The organism is Paenibacillus sp. FSL R5-0407 (assembly GCF_038009185.1).
Lineage (GTDB): Bacteria > Bacillota > Bacilli > Paenibacillales > Paenibacillaceae > Fontibacillus > Fontibacillus vini.
This window is the reverse complement of the sequence record NZ_JBBPAX010000002.1, coordinates 483,133-503,271: the sequence shown is the minus strand read 5'-3', so window position 1 is coordinate 503,271 and position 20,139 is coordinate 483,133. Positions and strand designations below refer to the sequence as shown.

At 49.4% G+C, this 20,139-nt stretch carries 19 protein-coding genes; 12 read left to right on the top strand and 7 right to left on the bottom strand.

The features are described 5' to 3' along the window. Positions 1–84: 84 nt before the first annotated feature. The 3 genes from NYE70_RS21485 to NYE70_RS21475 all read left to right on the top strand — a co-directional run bounded on the left by NYE70_RS21485 (position 85) and on the right by NYE70_RS21475 (position 4,858). A complete protein-coding gene (locus tag NYE70_RS21485) occupies positions 85–933 on the top strand; it encodes a hypothetical protein (RefSeq protein WP_341048080.1) in 849 nt (282 codons plus the stop codon). A 213-nt stretch (positions 934–1,146) separates the two neighbouring features. Beyond that, positions 1,147–4,254, top strand: a complete 3,108-nt coding sequence (locus NYE70_RS21480; RefSeq protein WP_341048077.1) for a hybrid sensor histidine kinase/response regulator — start codon at positions 1,147–1,149, stop codon at positions 4,252–4,254. 100 nt (positions 4,255–4,354) lie between these two features. Further along, positions 4,355–4,858, top strand: coding sequence for a CYTH domain-containing protein (locus tag NYE70_RS21475; RefSeq protein ID WP_211022819.1), 504 nt, complete (start codon positions 4,355–4,357; stop codon positions 4,856–4,858). A 102-nt stretch (positions 4,859–4,960) separates the two neighbouring features. Here NYE70_RS21475 and NYE70_RS21470 read toward each other — a convergent pair whose 3' ends face one another. Continuing rightward, complete coding sequence (locus NYE70_RS21470; protein ID WP_306434214.1) at positions 4,961–5,710, bottom strand: SGNH/GDSL hydrolase family protein; 750 nt, start codon at positions 5,708–5,710, stop codon at positions 4,961–4,963. Positions 5,711–5,933: 223 nt separating this feature from the next. Here NYE70_RS21470 and NYE70_RS21465 point away from each other — a divergent pair, with 223 nt between their 5' ends. Continuing rightward, positions 5,934–6,923, top strand: coding sequence for a Gfo/Idh/MocA family protein (locus NYE70_RS21465; RefSeq protein ID WP_211022818.1), 990 nt, complete (start codon positions 5,934–5,936; stop codon positions 6,921–6,923). A gap of 93 nt (positions 6,924–7,016) precedes the next feature. Here the strand turns inward: NYE70_RS21465 and NYE70_RS21460 are convergent, their stop codons facing one another. Beyond that, positions 7,017–7,412 carry a phosphodiester glycosidase family protein gene (locus NYE70_RS21460; protein ID WP_341048071.1) on the bottom strand — a complete coding sequence of 132 codons (396 nt, stop codon included), beginning with the start codon at positions 7,410–7,412 and terminating at the stop codon, positions 7,017–7,019. Between the two features lie 459 nt (positions 7,413–7,871). Here NYE70_RS21460 and NYE70_RS21455 point away from each other — a divergent pair, with 459 nt between their 5' ends. After that, positions 7,872–8,027: a hypothetical protein gene (locus tag NYE70_RS21455; protein ID WP_290408734.1), complete on the top strand. Its 156-nt coding sequence runs from the start codon at positions 7,872–7,874 to the stop codon at positions 8,025–8,027. Here NYE70_RS21455 and glgP read toward each other — a convergent pair. Next, a complete protein-coding gene (gene glgP / locus NYE70_RS21450) occupies positions 8,017–9,633 on the bottom strand; it encodes an alpha-glucan family phosphorylase (protein ID WP_290408735.1) in 1,617 nt (538 codons plus the stop codon). The genes NYE70_RS21455 and glgP overlap by 11 nt on opposite strands. Before the next feature lie 287 nt (positions 9,634–9,920). Beyond that, complete coding sequence (locus NYE70_RS21445) at positions 9,921–10,499, bottom strand: DUF1273 domain-containing protein (RefSeq protein WP_341048066.1); 579 nt, start codon at positions 10,497–10,499, stop codon at positions 9,921–9,923. Between the two features lie 222 nt (positions 10,500–10,721). Between NYE70_RS21445 and NYE70_RS21440 the strand changes: the two genes are divergently transcribed. After that, entirely contained in the window at positions 10,722–11,615 is an 894-nt protein-coding gene (locus NYE70_RS21440) for a DUF6612 family protein (protein ID WP_213656774.1), read from the top strand. 631 nt (positions 11,616–12,246) lie between these two features. On the opposite strand, the gene NYE70_RS21435 is transcribed toward NYE70_RS21440, so the two are convergent. Continuing rightward, a complete protein-coding gene (locus tag NYE70_RS21435) occupies positions 12,247–12,741 on the bottom strand; it encodes a hypothetical protein (protein WP_341048064.1) in 495 nt (164 codons plus the stop codon). Positions 12,742–12,903: 162 nt separating this feature from the next. Between NYE70_RS21435 and NYE70_RS21430 the strand changes: the two genes are divergently transcribed. Further along, the gene (locus NYE70_RS21430) at positions 12,904–13,899 is read left to right on the top strand and encodes a Gfo/Idh/MocA family protein (protein ID WP_341048063.1); all 996 of its coding nucleotides are present in this window, start codon (positions 12,904–12,906) and stop codon (positions 13,897–13,899) included. Between the two features lie 87 nt (positions 13,900–13,986). Continuing rightward, positions 13,987–14,982: a Gfo/Idh/MocA family protein gene (locus NYE70_RS21425; RefSeq protein WP_341048062.1), complete on the top strand. Its 996-nt coding sequence runs from the start codon at positions 13,987–13,989 to the stop codon at positions 14,980–14,982. Between the two features lie 192 nt (positions 14,983–15,174). Here NYE70_RS21425 and NYE70_RS21420 read toward each other — a convergent pair whose 3' ends face one another. Beyond that, positions 15,175–15,387: a hypothetical protein gene (locus NYE70_RS21420; RefSeq protein ID WP_213656772.1), complete on the bottom strand. Its 213-nt coding sequence runs from the start codon at positions 15,385–15,387 to the stop codon at positions 15,175–15,177. A gap of 184 nt (positions 15,388–15,571) precedes the next feature. Here NYE70_RS21420 and NYE70_RS21415 point away from each other — a divergent pair, with 184 nt between their 5' ends. Then, the gene (locus NYE70_RS21415) at positions 15,572–15,913 is read left to right on the top strand and encodes a sigma-70 family RNA polymerase sigma factor (protein WP_211022809.1); all 342 of its coding nucleotides are present in this window, start codon (positions 15,572–15,574) and stop codon (positions 15,911–15,913) included. Beyond that, positions 15,865–16,104 carry a helix-turn-helix domain-containing protein gene (locus NYE70_RS21410; protein WP_211022808.1) on the top strand — a complete coding sequence of 80 codons (240 nt, stop codon included), beginning with the start codon at positions 15,865–15,867 and terminating at the stop codon, positions 16,102–16,104. Before NYE70_RS21415 ends, NYE70_RS21410 begins: the two co-directional genes overlap by 49 nt. A gap of 81 nt (positions 16,105–16,185) precedes the next feature. On the opposite strand, the gene NYE70_RS21405 is transcribed toward NYE70_RS21410, so the two are convergent. Then, positions 16,186–18,021, bottom strand: a complete 1,836-nt coding sequence (locus tag NYE70_RS21405; protein ID WP_341048060.1) for an Ig-like domain-containing protein — start codon at positions 18,019–18,021, stop codon at positions 16,186–16,188. 284 nt (positions 18,022–18,305) lie between these two features. Between NYE70_RS21405 and NYE70_RS21400 the strand changes: the two genes are divergently transcribed. After that, on the top strand, positions 18,306–19,220 hold the full coding sequence (locus tag NYE70_RS21400) for an ABC transporter permease (RefSeq protein ID WP_211022806.1): 915 nt from the start codon (positions 18,306–18,308) through the stop codon (positions 19,218–19,220). A 13-nt stretch (positions 19,221–19,233) separates the two neighbouring features. After that, on the top strand, positions 19,234–20,127 hold the full coding sequence (locus NYE70_RS21395; RefSeq protein ID WP_213656770.1) for a carbohydrate ABC transporter permease: 894 nt from the start codon (positions 19,234–19,236) through the stop codon (positions 20,125–20,127). The last annotated feature ends 12 nt before the right edge of the window (positions 20,128–20,139 follow it).

The window sequence follows — 20,139 nt, the reverse complement described above, 5'->3', positions numbered from 1 at the left end:
TAATAACCCGTCACGGGCTTGTCCCGGGGGCGGGTTATTTTTATACATACATAAATTACTAGAGAGAGTTGGAGCGACTGAACGATGTGGGCCATCATAGCAATTTTAGGATTCGTGCTGTTCTTGATCTGTATCCCGGCATTTGTGTATGCCCTGAAAAAGAAGAAAAAGGGCGGAATCGCCCTATATGCCGTAATGGCGGGAATCAGCTATTGCATTCTGTTGTTCGGAGGTATGCAGGCCGTGAGTGATTATAAGGCGGCGCAGGCTGCTTTGGAAAATAGTCCGGTAGCAACAGCAGAAGATTCCGGCATCGAGGTTTCCGGAGATCAGGCTGCAGCGGCCGTGGATGAGCCGGAGGTGACTGCCGTTGCCTCGGAAGAGTCGGCTGAACAAGTGAAGGAGCAGGAGTTAGAGCCAAAGCTGGAGCCATTGGCGGACCTGCCGGCTGATACCCCGGATGTCCTTGACGAAATTATCAGCGACGAAATCCCGGATGAGGTGGAGCCTGAAGCAGAGCTCTCTGACTTACCGGATCAATTGACCGCTTCGGGCGGTATCGGGGATACGCTCTCCGTATTGAAGGACGAGTATGGGTACAATTCGGGCGACGAGAAGCAGGCGTCATTTAAAAGAGGCTCCGTGACCGCAGCGATACACCCTCCTTCAAACCGGGCTTACAAGATCGAATACGGGTATGTCGGCGGTGTCGCAGGGGCTCTCACCGCGATCACCGATATGATTCCCGCCGATTCGGTGCAGCTCGATATGGGCGTCGGTACCGACAAAGTGATGATCAGCTATCGCAGCGAAATGCTGTCCCAAGCAATTCAGCAGGGCGATTTCGTGGCGTCGTTCAACGTCACCAAGGTCGGCAATAACAAGTTGGCGAGTTACATCAACATAAGCCTAGGGACGTTTACGAGTCCCTAGGGAGCGGAATAAAGCGAAAATCAAATGCCGGGACGATATCATCTTAAATGGTATCGTCCCGGCATTTCCACGTTTTTTGCAAATTTCTTAAAAATGGATTTACTTTTCCTGTTTAAGGCTATATCTTTTTTAGAGGACAAGCTAAGCGACACCAAATAACATAACAGTAAAAGTAAATCGAAACAGACAACAGGACCATCGGAGCGAACAGGGATGAACAAAAAAGGACTTATATTTATCGTGGGAGCCATTTTGCTGATTTTTTTGATTCCCGCCTACATTTTAATCCAGCAGCAGAGGGCGATTGCCTTTCAACCAAATGCCAATGGCGGTGTGTTGGATCTCGGAGACTGGAACTTCAGCGAGGACGGAGTAGTCAGACTGAACGGGGAATGGGAATTCTACCGCGGCCAGCTGCTGACACCGGGTGATTTTGCTCCCGAAAGCAGCCCTGAATCCGTTCAACCCAAGCTGACCGGGATGGCGGATTTACCGGGAAAATGGAATGCGTACATAGGCGCCGACGGGGGAGAATCCGCTGAGGGATATGCGACGTTTCGCCTGAAGATTAGGCATGCCGGGACAGAAGGGGAAATTTACGGAATTCGTACGGGAAATATCCGGACTGCGAATCGTATTTTTATAGATGGCCAAGAAGTGGGGGAGAGCGGAAAGATCGGCCGCTCCAGGCAAGAGGAGGTCTCGAATAACATTCCTTATACCGGCTTTGCCGTAGCAAAGGGGGACGAACTCGAGATTATCGTGCAGGTTTCCAATCATATCTACTCCTCGGGCGGGGTTTTTACGTCCATCTTGTTTGGCGATCAGGAGTCCGTTATGAAGAGCAGGGATCAGGCTCAACTATCCGATTGGATGACCATGTCCGGCTTCCTTATCCCGGCCTTGTTTTTTGCGGGCTTGTACCTGCTTCGGAAGGAGGCTTCGCTTCTTCATCTGTCGCTGTTCAGCCTTACAGCCATACTGTATGTACTGACGCACGGGGAAAAGCTGCTGTCGGTATTCTGGCCCGGTATGCCTTATTCCTGGTTCTTGAAGCTGCAGATGATCCTGTCGGCCCTGATCTATTATTATTTGCTTCATTATGTGGCGACTGTCATTCCTGATGCGGTTCATAAAATAGCGATCCGGTTATGCAACTGGATCACCATCCTGACCGTGAGTATCGCGCTCTGTCTGCCGCCGATCATGTTCTCCGTATTGGAACCGGGGCTGCTTCTTTTCTCCATAACTTGTGTTACATATATTTCCTACGTCATGTTCCGCAGTATCGTCAGACGGAATGAAGACGTCGGGTTCTCTTTGATTAGCGTGATGAGTCTTTTAATGACGATCCTAATTTATTTAGCCAGCCTGTTGGGGTATGAAAGCCACGGGCTCGTCCCGGGCTTGATGCTTCTGTTCGTCATTATGCAGGCGACGCTGATGGCCCGGAGATTTGACAGATCCTTCAGCCAGGTGGAGAGCTTGTCCCGTAAATTGCTGACTTTGGACGGACTTAAGGACGAATTCATGGCGAACACCTCGCATGAGCTGCGAACGCCTTTGCACGGGATCATCAATATTGCCCAATCCATGCTTGAAGGAGCTGCCGGTAAAGTAAAACCGGAGCAGGCCAAGGATTTGTCGATGATTGTTTCGACCGGAAAACGGCTGTCGGTGTTGATCGACGACATCCTCGATTTTGTGAAGCTGAAGCACGAGGATATTGAGCTAAGACGGGAGCCCGTAGATTTGCGGGCGGTCACCCGTTCGGTCATGGAAGTCATTTTTCATATATCCGGTTCTAAAAATATCGTGTTCGAACAGAACCTGCCCGAGAACCTGCCATGGCTGGATACGGATGAGGACAGGCTTCAGCAGATCCTGTACAATTTGCTCGGAAATGCCGTTAAATTTACGGATCAAGGGATTATCCGGATTCATGCGGAGGCCGAAAATGGACAAGTTACCGTCGCCGTGGAGGATACGGGAATCGGCATTACCAAAGAACAGCTCTCTGATATTTTCAACAAAACGTTTGAAGAGACGGGGGCAGGAAGTGAGAGCGGCGGGTACGGGCTTGGTCTCGGTATCTCCAAGAAGCTTGTGGAGCTTGGAGGCGGAGAGATTTGGGCCGAGTCCGAACCGGGACAGGGTTCGGTGTTTTATTTTACCGTTCCAGCATTGGCCGCCAACAGTCCTGGTCCGCCTGTCAAAATAGAGCCCCGGCAGTTCACCGGGAATGTATCCGATGAGAAGGCTGCAACATCTGCGGATGAGCCTCAAACGGAGCGCTTTGTTATTCTGCTGGTGGATGACGACCCTATGAACCAGCGGGTCCTGCACAATCTGTTGTCTGTGGAGCATTACTCACTCATTTCGGCTTATAACGGAAGCGAAGCACTGGAACGGCTGAATGAGGATCGGCAGATCGATCTCGTCATAGCCGACTGGATGATGCCTGGAATGACCGGAATCGAACTGTGCAAGACCATCCGTACAAGGCATTCGCTGTTTGAACTGCCCGTGCTGCTCCTGACCGCGCGGAGTTTGCCGGATGACGCCCAAATCGGCTTTCAGGCCGGGGTGAACGATCTGCTACGCAAACCGGTCGATGCCAATGAATTAAGGGCCCGGGTGCGTACTCTGCTGGAGCTGCGCAAATCGGTGCAAGCGGCAATTTCGTCGGAGATGGCATTTTTGCAGGCACAGATCAAGCCTCATTTCCTGTTCAATGCGTTAAATACGGTCTTATCATTCCTGCCCTCCGAGCCGGATGCGGCGTCCAAGCTTCTGTTCGAATTAAGCCGTTATTTGCGGGGAAGCTTTGATTTCCAAAACCGGGACCAGTTAGTTACCTTGGAGAAAGAGCTTACGCTGGTTCATTCCTATTTGATGCTGGAGCAGGCACGGTTCCAGGATCGTCTCCAGGTGGAGATGGAGGTTACGGCCGATGTGAATTTGTTGATTCCTCCGCTCACGATCCAGCCTATCGTTGAAAATGCCGTCAGACACGGTATTATGCGGAGATCAGCCGGGGGGCTGTTACAAATCGCCGTCCGGGAAGAAGGGGACCGGGTGTGGATCATCGTACGGGATAACGGAACAGGTATGCCGCCGGATCGGGCCGCTTCGCTGTTGACGGACTCGAACGGCCATTCCGGGGTGGGACTGAGGAATATTCATACCCGGCTGATGACGCTGTACGGCGAAGGATTGTCGATTGAAAGCCGGGAAGGAATCGGAACCGAGGTTTGTTTCGCGGTAAAGACGAAATCAGCACCAGGCGGTTTGCCGGGGATGGGAAGCGGCGGGGTGTAATAATCACGTATCGCTTGTTTGTCTTTACGAGGTCTTTGCCGCATTTGTTAATGTCATGATACACTGGATACAGAAACCTATCAGCAAGGAGAATGAAGACATGCCGCTTGAAATTGAACGGAAATTTCTGCTTCCGGAATATCCGAAAGCGCTGTTTGAGGAAGGTACCCTCCTCCTGACCAAGGAGCAGGTCATTGATCAGACCTATTTGGCGCTGGACGGTGATCAGGAACTGCGGGTCCGCAAAATCAAGGACCTCGGCACCGGAGCGGTGACTTATACCCATACCTTCAAACGGGGCTTCGGCCTGGCTCGCGAGGAAGTGGAATATGACATCTCGGCAGGGCTGTATGAGCAGATGATTCATAGCCGGGGCGCAATTCCTTTGGTGAAGAAACGGACTACCGCCCAATGGAATGAGTATACGATCGAAATTGACGATTACCGTCAGATCGACATGATGGTCCTTGAGGTTGAATTCGAATCCGAGGCGGAAGCGACAAGCTTCAACCCGCCGGACTGGTTCGGCGCCGATATCAGCACGGATAAGCAGTACAGCAACAAAAAAGTTTGGCGAGAGCTGCAAAAAAGAAAACAGCTATAACACCAGGGATTAAACGAAAACCTCCGGATAAAATTGCATTACTCGCCTTTCCAAGGGGCAAGTTCAGCAGATTATCCGGAGGTTTTATAGCTGGTGCATCATTCAGTTATTTAAAGCCAAGTCGCTTTGGTCCCGCAGCAAGTGATTATAATTACTCCGCACAAATTCGAGCACCTTATCGCAAATGAGTTTATGACCGGCCTGGTTCGGATGAATCCCGTCCGAGCAGAGGAATTTCGTGAAATCGGGATGTTCCAGAAAGGCTCCCCGCACGTCGATATATTTGGTCTTCGTCATTTCCGATACTTTCAGGATCGTAGAGTTATACCGCTCCTGCCACCAATAAATTTTAGTGACGCTGCCGAGCCATTTCAGAATATTTTTCTCCGCTTCCGGATTGTTTTTGCTGACCCATTTAAAATAATTGTCCGCATTCAATGGCGGCAGGCTCATCAATACCGGGGTAATTTGCTGACTTTTCAAAAATTGGATCGCTTCGGTCAGCATCTTCTCAAACATGTTAAAATCCGTCTTGGGGCTGTGGTCCCCATCGGGATTATCGGCAATTTCGTTCCAGTGAAAATCGCAGTCATTCCCGCCGTATTCGATCAGCACGATGTTCGGTTTATCCTTGAGCACGTCTTTTTTTAAATTGGACATGCCTTTGATCAAGGTATTGCCGAATCGGGCCGTATTCCGGACCGCGCCTTTCAATTTATCCTGTAAAAGAGACACGTAATTGTCCTCAAGGAGCACGTATTTATTTCTCGTCTCGTCATAAATGACTCCTTTGGAAATCGAGTCTCCCGTGATCATGTATTTAGCCGTCGTATCTTGGTTATCTCCATTCACTCGGATCACCTCATTCCATTTAGCTCTTGCCTAATTTTATTGTAGTTTAGTTGATGGACGAAAGGCAAGCGTAATCGGCGGTATTACCTGCTTCATTGTGGAAATAATAACTAGTCTATAGATCGTGGGAAGTTTGACGTATTTTATGACAAGTATGTGGACACGGAGTGTCACCTAATGAGAGAATACATAGAGAATATTAAGAAAAAGGGGGATGCATTCAGTGCTTCGATTTGGAGTTATCGGAACGAACTGGATTACGGAACGCTTTATTCAAGCGGCGGAGGAGACGGAGCATTTCAATCTGGCAGCCGTATATTCGCGCTCGGAAGAGAAGGGTAAGGCGTTTGCCGCTAAATATAACAGCAATCCGTCGGTGTATACCGATCTGGAACAAATGGTGTCCGGCGATGTGGTCGATGCCGTGTATATTGCAAGTCCCAATTCTTTGCATGCGGAGCAGGCGATATTGTGCATGAACCATGGCAAGCATGTCCTGTGCGAAAAACCGCTCGCATCCAACGTGGCGGAAACGCAGCGGATGATCCAAGCGGCGCGGGACAATGACGTGCTTCTGATGGAAGCGATGAAATCCACGCTGATGCCGAACTTCCGGGTGATTACGAACAATTTGTATAAAATAGGGCGGGTACGCCGCTATTTTGCGAGCTATTGCCAATATTCTTCGCGTTACGATGCGTTTAAACAGGGGAATGTGCTAAACGCCTTCAATCCTGAATTTTCGAATGGGGCCTTGATGGACCTGGGGATTTACTGCATTTATCCGCTGGTGACGTTGTTCGGCAAGCCGGAGGCAGTTCAGGCGACAAGCATTATGCTGTCCTCGGGCGTGGACGGTGAGGGAAGCATCCTGATGCGTTATGAAGATATGGATGCCGTCGTTATGTATTCCAAAATCGCGGATTCCTACGCACCGGCGGAAATTCAAGGGGAGAACGGAACCTTGATCATCGATAAGGTAAATCAGCCTTATGACGTGAAAATCCTGTACAGAGACGGGACAGTAGAGGATTTACGCCAACCGCAGATGCAGGAATCGATGTTTTATGAAGCGAGGGAGTTCATCGAACTCGTGGAATCGGGGAAGCGGGACAGCAGCGTAAATTCGCTGGCCAACTCGCTGATCGTTGCGGAAATCATGGAAGAGGCCCGGCGCCAAATCGGGCTGAAGTTCCCGGCCGATTCATTTTAGCCTAAGGAATATGGGATGAGAATGAGGGATATCCAGGCGGTGCCTTAATCAATGGCATACATCGCGGATATCCCTCTTTTGTTATTTTCGTTCTTATTGATACTTAACTACAAGCGCGTTGCTGATTTGCCGTCCTGGTGTCGTCAGATACTTCCCGTTGTAGTAAAGTCCGCTGGAAGCACCGCCGTCCAGGTTCATGGCCTGATATGCCCCGGCCTGCTTCATCATTTCGGCCAATTGGGGGATGGTAGCTCCGCTGGTGGTCAACAGGATCAGCTTGTGATCGCGAGTCAACCCCGCGCTGCGGCGGGTGCGGCGGCGAAGCCCGATGGAACGAGGCAGAGTAATGCCAGGAAAGCTAGAAATACAGGGATGACTGTTCTTTTCATGCTGATGATTTTCTCCTTTTATGTAGTTGTTGTTGTTTACTAAAGGTATATCGGAACAAACGCCGTTTTCTTTAACCGTCTGAATCGGAGCGGGGAGCAAGCAGTGTTGGGAAGCTGGACTTTTCGCTATTCTTGGGGGGCAAGGGTTGCATGTTACTCAACTTGGAGGAGTGTCTGCTGGGCTGAACTTGCCGTTCGAATGCTGCGAGCCCTGTAACATAATACTTAGCTGGTCCAGTCGGTATCCATTCGCTCCACGTTTTCTGTTAAACGCTCAACTGTGCCCACCCAACCACCTTTCCGTCCATCGTCTTAATCCCCATTGGATATGTCCAATGAACAAGTTGATATTTCACCAGAGAAGCAAGTTTAATTGGATATTTCCAATCAAAATCACCGAAAGTTAGATAATTATATGTTTTTGGCCTTTACTCATTGGAAATATCCAATGAACCGCCTCAACTGCCCAATATAGAGGATTTTTCATTGGAAATATCCAATGAAGTAGTGATCATCATATCGCGAAGTGAGAAGCTAGTTTGAAAACAGGAGGGGAGCGATGGCGCATCAAGTATTCGGTTTTGCGGTGCTAAGTTTAACTCCCACATCCAACCTCTATTTCAGATCAAAAAGCCAGGCCGCGGCTCCCGAAGGAACCGCAGCCTGGCTGCCGTTAATGCATATACGTATTATTGGTAAATGGATTAGGCCTTAATATACATCTTGTTAAAGTACTCTTCAAGCATCCGCTTGGTGGCGAACGCTTCGCGGGTGGTTTCAATGCTCTTTCTCATCATTTCTACCCACTTGTCGCGGTTATCATAGTAAGTAGGCAGGACGCGGTTCAGCAGCGTGTCGTACAGGGCGTCGCTGTCATGGCGATCCAGCACTTCGAAGTCGGTCGTCTCGAAGCCGTCGCCGATTTGCCAACCGTTCTCGCCATCAATGCAGGCCTCAGGCCACCAGCCGTCCAGAATCGAGCAGTTGAGCACGCCGTTCATGGCGGCCTTCATGCCGGACGTGCCGCTGGCTTCCAGCGGTCTGCGCGGATTGTTGAGCCAGATATCCGAGCCGCGCGTGAGCTGCGCGCCGATCGTCATATCGTAGTTCTCCAGGAACACGACGCTCTTAGGATACTTCTTCATCATCGCCACGAGATTGCTGACGATCTTTTTGCCGGTGTCGTCGAGCGGATGCGCTTTACCTGAGAAGACGATCTGGATTTTGCCGGACTCCAGGTAAGGTTCGATAATCTCCGGCTGGGAGAAGATCAAGTCGCTCCGCTTGTAAGGAGCCGCTCTACGGGAGAAGCCGATCAGCAGATGATCCTCGTTCAGGGAAATGCCGGAACGATCTTCGATAAATTGAATCAGTTCACGTTTGATCTCCATATGGGTAGCCCACAAATCCCCGCCATCCTCATAAGCACGGGTCATCCGATCATCCACCCAGGTCGGCGTATGAATCGCGTTCGTAATACCGATAATTTCGGAACGGCCGGAAACCTCTTTCCACATTTTGTTGGAAGTATCCGCATGAAGTTCCGCTACTCCGTTGGAAATGCGGGACAGACGTAGTCCGGCGACCGTCATATTGAACGGATTTCCGCCGATGCGTTCCATTTGATCCCGGGTTAATCCGTTGTAAGCTGTCATGTATTCAAGCCGGTCGAGCGGGTGAGTTTCATTGCCTTCCTTAATCGGAGTGTGGGTTGTAAAAACAACCTCTTCACGCGTTGCCATCCAGGCTTCCTCAAAAGTTTTGCCTGCGCACATTTTCTCACGGATCAGCTCCGTAGCAGCTAGCGCGGCATGTCCTTCGTTGAAGTGGTAGACATCGATCGGAATTTGCAGGGCACGCATTGCCTTTACGCCGCCGATGCCAAGCACGATTTCCTGCGCGATGCGTTCCTCGCCGAACCAACCGTACAATTGGCCCGTAATCCAGGCATCTCCGTTCTCCGGAATGTCCGTATCGAGCAGATAGAGCGGGTTATTGCCGAACTGCTCGGTTTTCCAAACTTTACAGACCACATCGGTATTGCGGACTTTGACGGTCACTTTTACCCCGGTATCCTCAAGAAAATCGTAAACATAATTGTGGTAGGTGTCATAAGGTTTGCCGTTAGCATCAATCCGTTGATCCGTATAACCTTGCTTCCATTTGATCCCGATCGCGACAATTGGCGCGTCTATGTCTTTTGCGCCCTTGATGTAATCTCCGGCCAGAATTCCCAGACCGCCCGCATACATTTTAAAATCGGAATGAAGTCCGTACTCCATGCTGAAATAAGCTACAGTAGGCAAGTTTTTTTCGTTCATTAGGTAAGCCTCCTCGTAAATTCATGGATACATCGGCCATTTCTTTTCGGACGAAGCAAGGTATGATAGGTTAGTGCAAACGTTTGTCTTTTAGAAAGTAGCTTGCCGATGTGAAAGCGATTTCGAGAATTATTTTAGCACATATTATGCAAAAAGGAAGAAGAAATTGACAAAAATATTGACGAAATCGAAAAAACGGCAGAGAAAATTCATTATTTTGCGATTTAATCGATGAATTAATGATCAAACGTTTGCATTCCGGGGGGGTTGAAGGACCTTTCCGGAAGTTATTCCGAAGAGTAGTCCGAAGGATAATCCTCCCAAACCTGCTGGTCCTCCGCAACCGCCTGGATGTCCTCAGGTCCGATCTGAAGGTAGACATAGCCTTCCTCCATCTGCTTTTTCAGGGCACGCTCCTTAATGAATTTCGGGCTGGCTTCGCCGGCATCTTCATCATAAACGAGCAGAATACCGTCACTTTTCCGGAACAGCAGCTCATCCCGGGCTCTGAATTGCCATACGCCCTGATAACCCTCTTTGCTGACGGAGCCATAGAAGTCAACCTTGCGGATAAGCTCGCGGTAATAGGTTTGCTTTTCCTCTTTCCATTGTTCCTCCTGATTGCTGAAGGCGGTAATAATCGAACACTTCAACTGCGGATAAGTTTCTTTTAAATCCAATACGGCTTCGCAGGCCCATAAATCGACGCCGTATTGGCCCGGGGTAATCACCCACTCCAATCCCTCTTCGATGAGGGGGATCAGGCGCGCCGCGATCGCTTGCCGAATATAAGGGATTCCTTCGTGCTTATTGTTGTATATGCCGAGTTCGTGCGCACGGTAACCGGTGACGAGTAAATTTTTCAATCGAATTTCTTCCTTTCGTGAGCGGAACATTTCCGGATAAGACGTCATTGTATCATTATAACTCAGATGAGGAGGAATGACCGGGTTTACGGAAGCAATAGGACATTTTTACCAAATTAAGGGGAGCGAGAATGTTGTCGAAATAAGTCTTTTCGCCCAGTTACACGAGGTTATTGTTTGGGTAATATCACTGGGACTACATAACATTGGGAGGATATACAGTTGAAAAAATGGACAGCAGCACTATTGGGAGCAGTATTGGTACTAGGAATTACAGCATGTGGCAAGGAAAAAGCGTTGGAGGGCGGAGAGGCTAACGCAGCAGCCAACGCAGCAAACGAATCGAATCAGGGGGCAGCAAACACAGCCGATAACACACCGGCAAATACAGAAACGGCAGTTCCTACAGTCGAAGAGTTGATCAAAAAAGCGACGGAAGCAAGCGAAAAGCTCAAGAGCTTTTCGATGGATGCGAAGGTCAACCAAAATATCGTAATGGCGCAAGGCGATCAGAAGCAGGAACAGAAAGTCGATATGACGATGAAAATCGATATGGTGAAGGAACCGTTGGCGATGTATCAAGTCATGGATATGTCCATGGGAGATCAAGGCAGCCAGAACATCGAGCAGTACATTACCCAGGAAGGGATCTACTCCAAAGTGGATGGAAACTGGGTCAAGATGCCGGATGAAACCCGTGATCAGCTGATGGCGAGTCTTGAGCAATCGGCTAGTCCTGAAGCCCAGTTGGAGCAGTTTAAATCGATTTCGAACGATGCCAAGGTGGTTGAAGAGGGGGATGAGTTCGTTCTTTCCGCAGACCTTTCCGGCGACGGCTTGAAGGAGCTGGCCAAGTCTTTGATGAGCCAAGCTGGCGGAGAAAACGAGCAAACAGCAGCAATGCTGGAGCAAATGAATATTAAAGAAATCAAAATTTCGTATGCGGTGAATAAAGAAACGTACTTGCCGACCAAGTCCGTTGTCGAAATGTCGATGGATATGGATGTGGAAGGACAAAGTGTTTCCCTGGATATGAAAATGGACAGCAACATTTCTAAATACGACGAAATTACTTCCATTAAAGTACCACAAGAGGCGCTAGACAGCGCGCAATAAGCAAGATTAAGCAAGACGGCTGGACCCGGGATGTGCTGGGGCCAGCCGTCTTGTTCGTTTCTGCTTGGAATCGGCATAGTATGCAAAAAAGCCTGCGGCAAGGGTCGGCAGGCTTATCAAAATTGAATTATGACAACGTTTACAAATACGAAAGGTTATTGGCCGTGAATCGAATAGAGAGTGAATACGGTATAGAAGACGGCGTAGAAAACGCCTAATGCGATAATCCATCCGAATGCGCCGCTTTTAACTTTACTGCTCCCTGGTTCCCACATGTGTAGTCAGCTCCTTTGTTTCGCAATGGATAATTGTGAACAATTTGTGTCTTACTTAATTATTGAACATTTTGTGACTAAAATCAAACATTTTTTTGAACATTTTAAAAATATTTTTTTGCGAATACTAAAAGTGTGTGTTCAAAAAGTCGACTTTTCAGCACCAAGAAGGTTGGATGAAGGAGGGACAGAGGAGCGGAGCGTAGGCAAAACCTACGTGAGCACCGGAAGGCCCGCCTGAGTTCAAGATTCGATGTCGAATAAGCAACCTGAGACACTTCGTGATCAAAAGATGATTTTTTGAACAACCTCTAAAAAACGCAGCCCCCGTAAGTGCGGAGCTGCGTTTATTATCGTTATTTTTTTTGCGGCTTAAAGCCTTCTTCCGTTAAGTATTCACCCGCTTCCTCCCGCGTTTCGAATACCATCTCCAGATTGATGCCGGAGTAGATGTACCAAAGGTCATCCTCATACTTCAGCGTGAGTGTTCCTCCGTCACCATCGGTCCAGATGCCGCCGGGAGAGTCCTTGGAGATATAATCGGGCACTACCGATGTTTCCGGCGCTTTCCCGCCCATGGAGAGAGAATGTATGGACTTGGCTACCAGACTGCGCAAATCTTCCTCGATGAAATCCCGAATATTGACGTAACCTTTATCATCGACGTCATAGCCCTGCAGCAGTCCTGCATAGACAAAGCCGTTACCGTTAGGATGCAAATGATAGGCTACGGTTTTCTTGTCGTGAACGCTTTGTTCGTACTGATAATTTACCCGGCCGAGCGATACATTTTTTCTGTCCAGTTCGGGGTAAGAATCCAATATTTGTAGCTTTTGTTCAAAGGTAAGCATAATCCGCCTCCGGCACTTCATTTTGTTCAACCTCTAGTATAAAGGATTCGGACGGAATGAATCAAAGTGAAAGATGCCTTTATTTAGGAAGGAGGTCGTTTATTTCATCTTCCCGGATAAAGGGTACATGATTTTTAGAACCTACTTCAAAGGGGGAGACCTATGAGAGAGCCGAAGCAAAGAATAGTCAAGTGGGGGATCATGGGGACCGGCACGATCGCGGAGCAATTTGTGGCCGACCTGGCCCACACGACGAATGGGGTCGCTTATGCGGTAGGATCGCGCAAGCCCGGGAATGCGGCGCTCTTCGCCAACCAATTCGGAATTCCCCGTACCTACGGAAGTTACATGGAACTGGTGAATGACCCGGATATTGATGTCATTTATGTCGCAACACCGCACCGTTACCACTTGGAGAATGCGCTGAACAGTCTGCGGGCGGGCAAGGCCGTGCTTTGTGAAAAGCCGATGACCGTAAACAGTCGTGAATTGGAAGTATTGATCTCGACCGCCAGAGAGCGCGGATTATTCCTGATGGAGGCCATGTGGATGCGCTTCTTGCCCCCAGTACGCAAAGCCATGGAATGGATCCGGTCTGGCCGAATTGGAGAAGTTCGTCTCCTGCAAGCCGAGTTCGGATTTATGGCCGATTGGGAGCCTGAGACAAGGCTGCTGAATCCGGAGCTTGCCGGGGGATCGCTGCTGGATGTGGGAATCTATCCTGTGGCTTTCGCCTCGATGATATTCGGTATTCAACCGCGGGCAATTTGGAGCACGGCCCGGATAGGCGGGACAGGGGTGGACGAGCAGTTTTCGGCTCTGCTGACCTATGACACGGGGGAAGTTGCTTCTTTGCACGGAGCCATCCGGCTCGGCTTGCGAAATGAAGCCGTCATCCACGGAACAAAGGGATGTATCTCGCTGCCGTCCATGAATAAAGCTCCCTCTGTCTCCCTATATAAGGACGGGGAAGTGGTGGATACTTATACCGACGATCGCTTGGGAAAAGGGTATGAGTACGAGGCTGAAGAAGTGGGCAGATGCATTCTTGCCGGGGAAACGGAAAGCCCCCTGATGCCACTCGATGAATCCTTAAAGGTGATGGAACAACTGGATACGATGCGTGCTCAATGGGGCCTGCGTTATCCTTTTGAATAGTTGCAGTGAAATATTGGTTTTTGGCCTTCTTAATTTGGTAGAATTAATATAATTCAAATTATTTAGTATGCAAAAGGAGAGCCAACCATGGGAGAATCGACAGTTAAGAAGATCAAATGGGGAATTATGGGCACAGGCTGGATCGCGGAGAAATTCGCCGAGGATTTGGCCCATGTCGGCAATGGCGAGGGCCTGGCCGCAGGCTCACGTACGAAGGAAAGCGCCGCAAAGTTTGCGGAGAAATTCGGCCTGCCGCGCGCTTACGGCAGTTATGAGGAACTGGTGAATGATCCGGACGTCGACGCGATTTATGTGGCGACCCCGCATCCTTATCACCGGGATAATGTCTTGACCGCCTTGAATGCGGGTAAAGCGGTATTATGCGAGAAGCCGTTTACCGTGAACAGCGCCGAACTGGAACAGCTGATTTCATCGGCCAAGCAACAAAATCTGTTCCTGATGGAGGCGATGTGGACGCGTTTTCTTCCACCGATCGTGCAAGTAAGAAAATGGTTGGAAGAAGGGCGGATCGGCGAGGTTAAGCTGGTTAAAGCCGAATTCGGCTTCCGCAGCGATTGGAATCCGCAGGGCCGGCTGCTTAATCCGCAGCTTGGAGGCGGAGCGCTGTTGGATACAGGTATTTACCCGGTGTCTTTTGCTTCCATGATTTTTGGAACCGAGCCTGAAAAAGTTTGGAGCTCTGCCGATATCGGCGAAACCGGAGTAGACGAGAAGTTTTCCATTCTGTTGGATTACGGCAAGGGCAGAACGGCAACGCTGAACGGGGCGGTTCGCCTGGATTTGACGAATGACGCATACATTCACGGAACGGAAGGAACGATCCACATTCCTTCATTCTTGAATGCGACCGAAGCGGTTCTCCGGGTAACCGGACAAGAGGAAGAAAAGTTTACCGACGGACGTTTGTCCACAGGGTATTCGTTCGAAGCAGAGGAAGTGGGCAGATGCTTGCTTGAAGGACTTACGGAGAGTCCGGCCATTACGCTTGACGAGTCGCTGGGGATTTTGAAGCTGCTTGACGCGATTCGGGCACAGTGGGGACTGAAGTATCCTTTTGAATAAGTCATAATAAATGGCAGCCGGCCTCGTTTCTGTAATTGAACAGAATGGGCGGCTGCCATTTTTGATTGGAATGGCAAACACGATTACCCCAAAGGTCAATGAAACTTAACAGGACGAAGTAATTGGACAAGGAGGGAAGAGCATACAATAGAAGAGGGGATACCGGCTTAGGAACGATAGACAGACCTTCATTCATCTATGCTTAGCACCGTTTTGATCCACTGTACCGCTGCCGTCATTGCCGTCTTCCAAACTTCGAATCTCTTCCGTTAGCGCAGCTATTTTATCATTCATATGATCCAGCTTGGTTCCGACCGTTTGCAGCACATATTTGATTAGGATAAAGCACAGTGTAACGGGGAAACCGACATTCGCAACCATCGATACGATATCCGTAACCTGCATGTTCAGGGACCTCCTTTCTTTGAAAACTCCCTTTCACTTATATAGAGAAAAAATAATCCACCATTTACAACCAATAATTAGAAAAAATGTTATAATTAAAATTAAATCACATATTAATGGTTGTAAGACGAACCCTCATATTTCCCTATACTTAGAAGATGAAATATGGAAGGGGGAGGTAATTTTGAAAGAACAAACGACCGCGTACGAGCAGTATCGGAGGGAAGTCTACCGTATCGCCTGGAGGGTACAGTACAAAGCCAAAGTCGTGAAAAAACGGGAATGTTCATTCAACGGATTCGAACCGGCCATATCCAGCTTTGCCTCATCTTCTGACAACAAAATGTTGATCCGTCAGTTGATCAATGCGCTGCCTTCCAATACGGGGCGTACGATCATTTATAAGCTTTATCTGCAAGACAAGACTGAGCGCGAGGTTGCCCTGGAATTGAATATGACTCAGCAAGGGGTGAACAAATGGAAACGCAAAATGATCCAAGAGTTGTCCCGGATGATGAGTTCCTGAACTTACTTGAAAAAGCGAAACAAAACGATCCCGATGCCGTTCTGAAACTGATCGATCTCTACAAGGGAGATATCATGCGGGTCAGCCGATACATTCACTCGCCTACCGAGGATGCCGTTTCCGATATCATTCTGGAATTTCTGGAAATGATTAAGGAGAGGGAGACAAAGGAGCAAAGAGCGGGCGAATAAACAAGGAAAGACATAGAAAAATCCCCTGGGGACAGGGGATTTTTTGGATTTGTATAAAGAATCGCAAATACTATCGCGATCTTAATTCTCAGTGATCTCAGCCGGAACATAAGGCCGGACTACCAAGACGGTCGAAGTATAACTTCTCCCTTGATAAACGGCTGTCAACGTGGTCCGGCCGGGGGTGAGTCCGGTCATAAAGCCCTGCTCGTCAATCGTGGCGATAGCCGTATCGGCGATCGTAAACTCGGTCTCCCCGTTTACGAGGCGGGCATTCCCGTACTCATCGGCAAACCAGGCCTGAATATCGAGCTCGCTGCCAATGGAAAGCGAGTAATCTTCCGAATCCAGGTAGAATTGCCCGTTGACCGGATTCGGGCCTTGAGTCCCGTCCGTGACATGTACGATGAGCTGCGCTTCCATCCCGCCATACCCTGCGGTAATTACCGTGCTGCCGGCGGACAGGCCGGTCAGCAGACCTCTGTCATCCACGGTTGCTATTTCAGGATTCCAAGAGGCATAGGTCGCTGAATCGGATACATCGAAGGTGCCGCCGTCGCTATAAACCGCTGTAATAACGCTTGGCTTCTGTTCACCGATAGCCAGATCAGCCTCGGCCGAGCCAAACAAGAGCCCGGATAATTCCGGATCTTCCGGCAGCGTCTCCCCATTTCCAAGGACCTTGATAATCTGCATCCGGTAGCTGTTATTCTCCCGGATTTGTCCGGAGAGTAACAAACCGCCGTCCGAAGCCAAAGCTCCATTGCCGACATTAACGAGGCCAGGCTCTTCAAATATAAACGTACCGGTAACCTCGCCGCCTTCATCCAGACGGAGCACCTGATATTCGGTTACTGTATCGGGATAGCTTCCGTAAGCATGCCGCCCCAGTAATGCAAACCCGTCCTCCATCATGATCAGTTGGGTCAGGTAGTCATTGTCCGTACCGAGGTTATAAGTCTTCTCCCAAATCGTTTTCCCCGTGGTGTCAATCTTACTCACAAAGGCGATCTGCTCACCTTCCTGCCGCTGCATCCCGCTAACCACATACCCGCCGTCCTGCGACGGTTCGATCGAACGGAGGGTTCGCCCGGAACTAGGCAGCGTCCGGGTTTGTTCCCATTCCACTTCCCCTTGGGCATCCAGCTTCACAATAACGGAACCGTCCTGTTGGGGGGTAATCATGCTATCTAGTGCGCCGACAGCTATATAGCCTCCGTCCGGTGACGCCATGATCTCATTAAAATATTGGATGTCGGCGTCGAAGCGGTATGTTTTATACCACACTTCATTTCCCGTCTCGTCCACTTTAAGCAAATAGGCGGAAGACACGGCATAAGAATTGGCACTGAAGCCGGTGATCACGTATCCGCCGTCCGGAGATTCAACAATCGATTCGCCGTGCAGATCCGTTGAAGGGGCTAAATCGTCATAACTCTTGTCCCACTCGACATTTCCTTGGCTGTCCAGTTTGGCCAGCAACGGAACGATCCGCGACTTGCCCGAGACATCGGTAACCACCCCGCTAATCAGATAACCCCCGTCCCGGGTCTCGATCGCGCTATACGCCGTGCCCCCGGATTTCTCAGCGGCCGCATCGGCTTGTATTTTTGTCTCCCAAGTAATTTCACCGTCTTTGTTCAGCTTAACGACATAGATCTTTTGATCTGTGGCATATCCGGAGGCAGACAAGTACACAATTTCCCCTACGGCGATGTATCCGCCATCGGTTGTGGGAATCACGGACCTTCCGTTTGAAGACGCAGCGTCCGTTCCATACAGCCTGCTCCATTCCGCAGCCGGCTTGGCCGCCGTCTCTGCCTCCGCCGCGGCGGCATCGCTGCCGCCGGTCCCTCCGGACCAAGTTCCAATACATATTAGGGAAATTAAAGCCAGCTTACACCATTGCTTAAACACTAGCAGCTCTCCTTCCAAATTATGATCCTCAGGAAACATTACCCTTTTTTATTATTACGAAAGAGAGGAAAGTAAGAAATCCAGCTATATCCTTATTTAACGGATGCTGTTAGGGCGCTATGCCCGGGTCTTTTCGTCTGTAAAACCGGAATTTTGCATAAATGTTCGAATTGTTCACCTCGTATTTTTACGGAAAATACAGGAATGCCGGGAAGCTTCACTACACGGAAATCAGGGGTTTTACTATAGTGGTCTCAAACGTTGCAGGAGGGAGAAAGGATGCCATGAGGCACTTTTTACAAGAATTGTCGCGGAACCGGATTTTGTTTCTGATGCTGCTGCCGACATTAATCTATTTTTTGATCAATTCCTATTTTCCTATGGTCGGTGTCTACTATGCTTTTACTCAGTTTGATTTCAACTCGGGGCTGTTCGATTCGGCATTCGTCGGCCTGAAAAATTTTGAGTTTCTTTGGAAATCCGGTACTTTGTTCCGATTAACGCTGAATACGGTGGGCTACAATCTGGCTTTCATTGTGTTGGGGAATGTATTGGCTATCGTCTGCGCGATCCTGCTCAGTGAATTGCGGATAAAATGGTTCAAAAAATTGACGCAGTCGATCATGTTCCTGCCTTACTTCGTCTCGTTCGTCATCCTGAGCGTCATTGTGTACAACGTGTTCAACTATGACAGCGGATTCCTGAATACACTGCTTGCACAGTTCGGCGCCGAGCCGGTCGACGTGTACAACAAGCCGGTGATTTGGATTTTTCTCATTATTTTATTTTACCTGTGGAAAAATCTCGGCTACAGCATGGTCATTTACCTTGCAACCATTACCGGGATCAGCGAGGAGTATTATGAAGCTGCAAAAATCGATGGGGCGAACATCTTCCAGCGGATCTGGTACATCACGGTGCCGATGCTGAAAACGACCTTCGTCATGCTTCTGCTGTTTGCGCTAGGCAGCATTATGAAGGGCCAGTTCGATTTGTTCTATCAGTTGATCGGCAATAACGGGGTGCTCTACAATACGACGGATATTCTGGACACTTACGTGTTCCGGTCGCTCAAGGTGACGTTTGATGTCGGCATGGCCACGGCCGCGGGGCTGTATCAATCCCTGTTCGGCTTCATACTGATCATGACGGTCAACTGGATTATCCGCAAAATCAACGACGAGTACGCTTTGTTCTAAGGGGGCGCGCAAAATGAGAATCAAAGAAGATAAGTATTACGGATTGCTGCAAGGGTTGTCCTATTCGGTAACGATTCTGTTCTCCATAGCCTGCCTGCTTCCATTCCTGCTCATTATTTCGGCCTCTCTGACGGCCAATGACTCGATTATCCGGGACGGGTATCATCTGATTCCCTCTACATTTTCACTGGAAGGATACCGAACGGTATTCCGCTTTCCGGAGGACGTGCTGAGGGCCTATGGAGTCACGTTTTTCACTACAGTTGTAGGCACGACGCTGGGCTTGTTCTTTATGACAATGGCGGGATATGTGCTTTCGCGCAGAGACTTTAAATACCGGAACGCTTTCTCGTTCTACATTTACTTTACGACCCTGTTCGGGGGCGGACTGGTACCCTGGTATATCCTGTACACGAAATATCTGCACCTGACCGACAGTTACATGGCGCTCATTCTTCCGGGCCTGATGACCCCGTTTCTTATTATATTGATGAAAAATTTCATCCGGACCGCCGTACCCGAAGAATTGTTCGAATCCGCGAAAATCGACGGAGCCGGTGACTTCCGTATTTACTGGAGGATCGTTCTCCAGTTGTCCATGCCGGGTATCGCCACCGTGGGACTGTTTCTGGCCCTGCATTATTGGAACGACTGGTTCAGTTCCTCGCTGTACATCAATGACACGCATAAGTATCAGCTGCAATTTCATTTGTACAATGTGATCAACTCGGCATCCTTCATCGCCAATATGGGGGCAGGAACGGGAGTAAGTCTCGCCGGGGATCTGCCGACGGAGTCGACGAAAATGGCCATGGCGATCGTGGTTACGGGTCCGGTGTTGTTTCTGTATCCGTTCATTCAGCGGTATTTTGTCAAGGGCTTGACGATTGGAGCGGTAAAAGGTTAGAACCGAAGTGCG

Coding starts and splice junctions, on each gene's coding strand:
- NYE70_RS21485 (WP_341048080.1), top strand. CDS start 85: ATGTGGGCCATCATAGCAATTTTAGGATTCGTGCTGTTCTTGATCTGT.
- NYE70_RS21480 (WP_341048077.1), top strand. CDS start 1,147: ATGAACAAAAAAGGACTTATATTTATCGTGGGAGCCATTTTGCTGATT.
- NYE70_RS21475 (WP_211022819.1), top strand. CDS start 4,355: ATGCCGCTTGAAATTGAACGGAAATTTCTGCTTCCGGAATATCCGAAA.
- NYE70_RS21455 (WP_290408734.1), top strand. CDS start 7,872: ATGGCGCATCAAGTATTCGGTTTTGCGGTGCTAAGTTTAACTCCCACA.
- glgP (WP_290408735.1), bottom strand. CDS start 9,633: ATGAACGAAAAAAACTTGCCTACTGTAGCTTATTTCAGCATGGAGTAC.
- NYE70_RS21435 (WP_341048064.1), bottom strand. CDS start 12,741: ATGCTTACCTTTGAACAAAAGCTACAAATATTGGATTCTTACCCCGAA.
- NYE70_RS21430 (WP_341048063.1), top strand. CDS start 12,904: ATGAGAGAGCCGAAGCAAAGAATAGTCAAGTGGGGGATCATGGGGACC.
- NYE70_RS21425 (WP_341048062.1), top strand. CDS start 13,987: ATGGGAGAATCGACAGTTAAGAAGATCAAATGGGGAATTATGGGCACA.
- NYE70_RS21420 (WP_213656772.1), bottom strand. CDS start 15,387: ATGCAGGTTACGGATATCGTATCGATGGTTGCGAATGTCGGTTTCCCC.
- NYE70_RS21410 (WP_211022808.1), top strand. CDS start 15,865: ATGGAAACGCAAAATGATCCAAGAGTTGTCCCGGATGATGAGTTCCTG.
- NYE70_RS21400 (WP_211022806.1), top strand. CDS start 18,306: ATGAGGCACTTTTTACAAGAATTGTCGCGGAACCGGATTTTGTTTCTG.
- NYE70_RS21395 (WP_213656770.1), top strand. CDS start 19,234: ATGAGAATCAAAGAAGATAAGTATTACGGATTGCTGCAAGGGTTGTCC.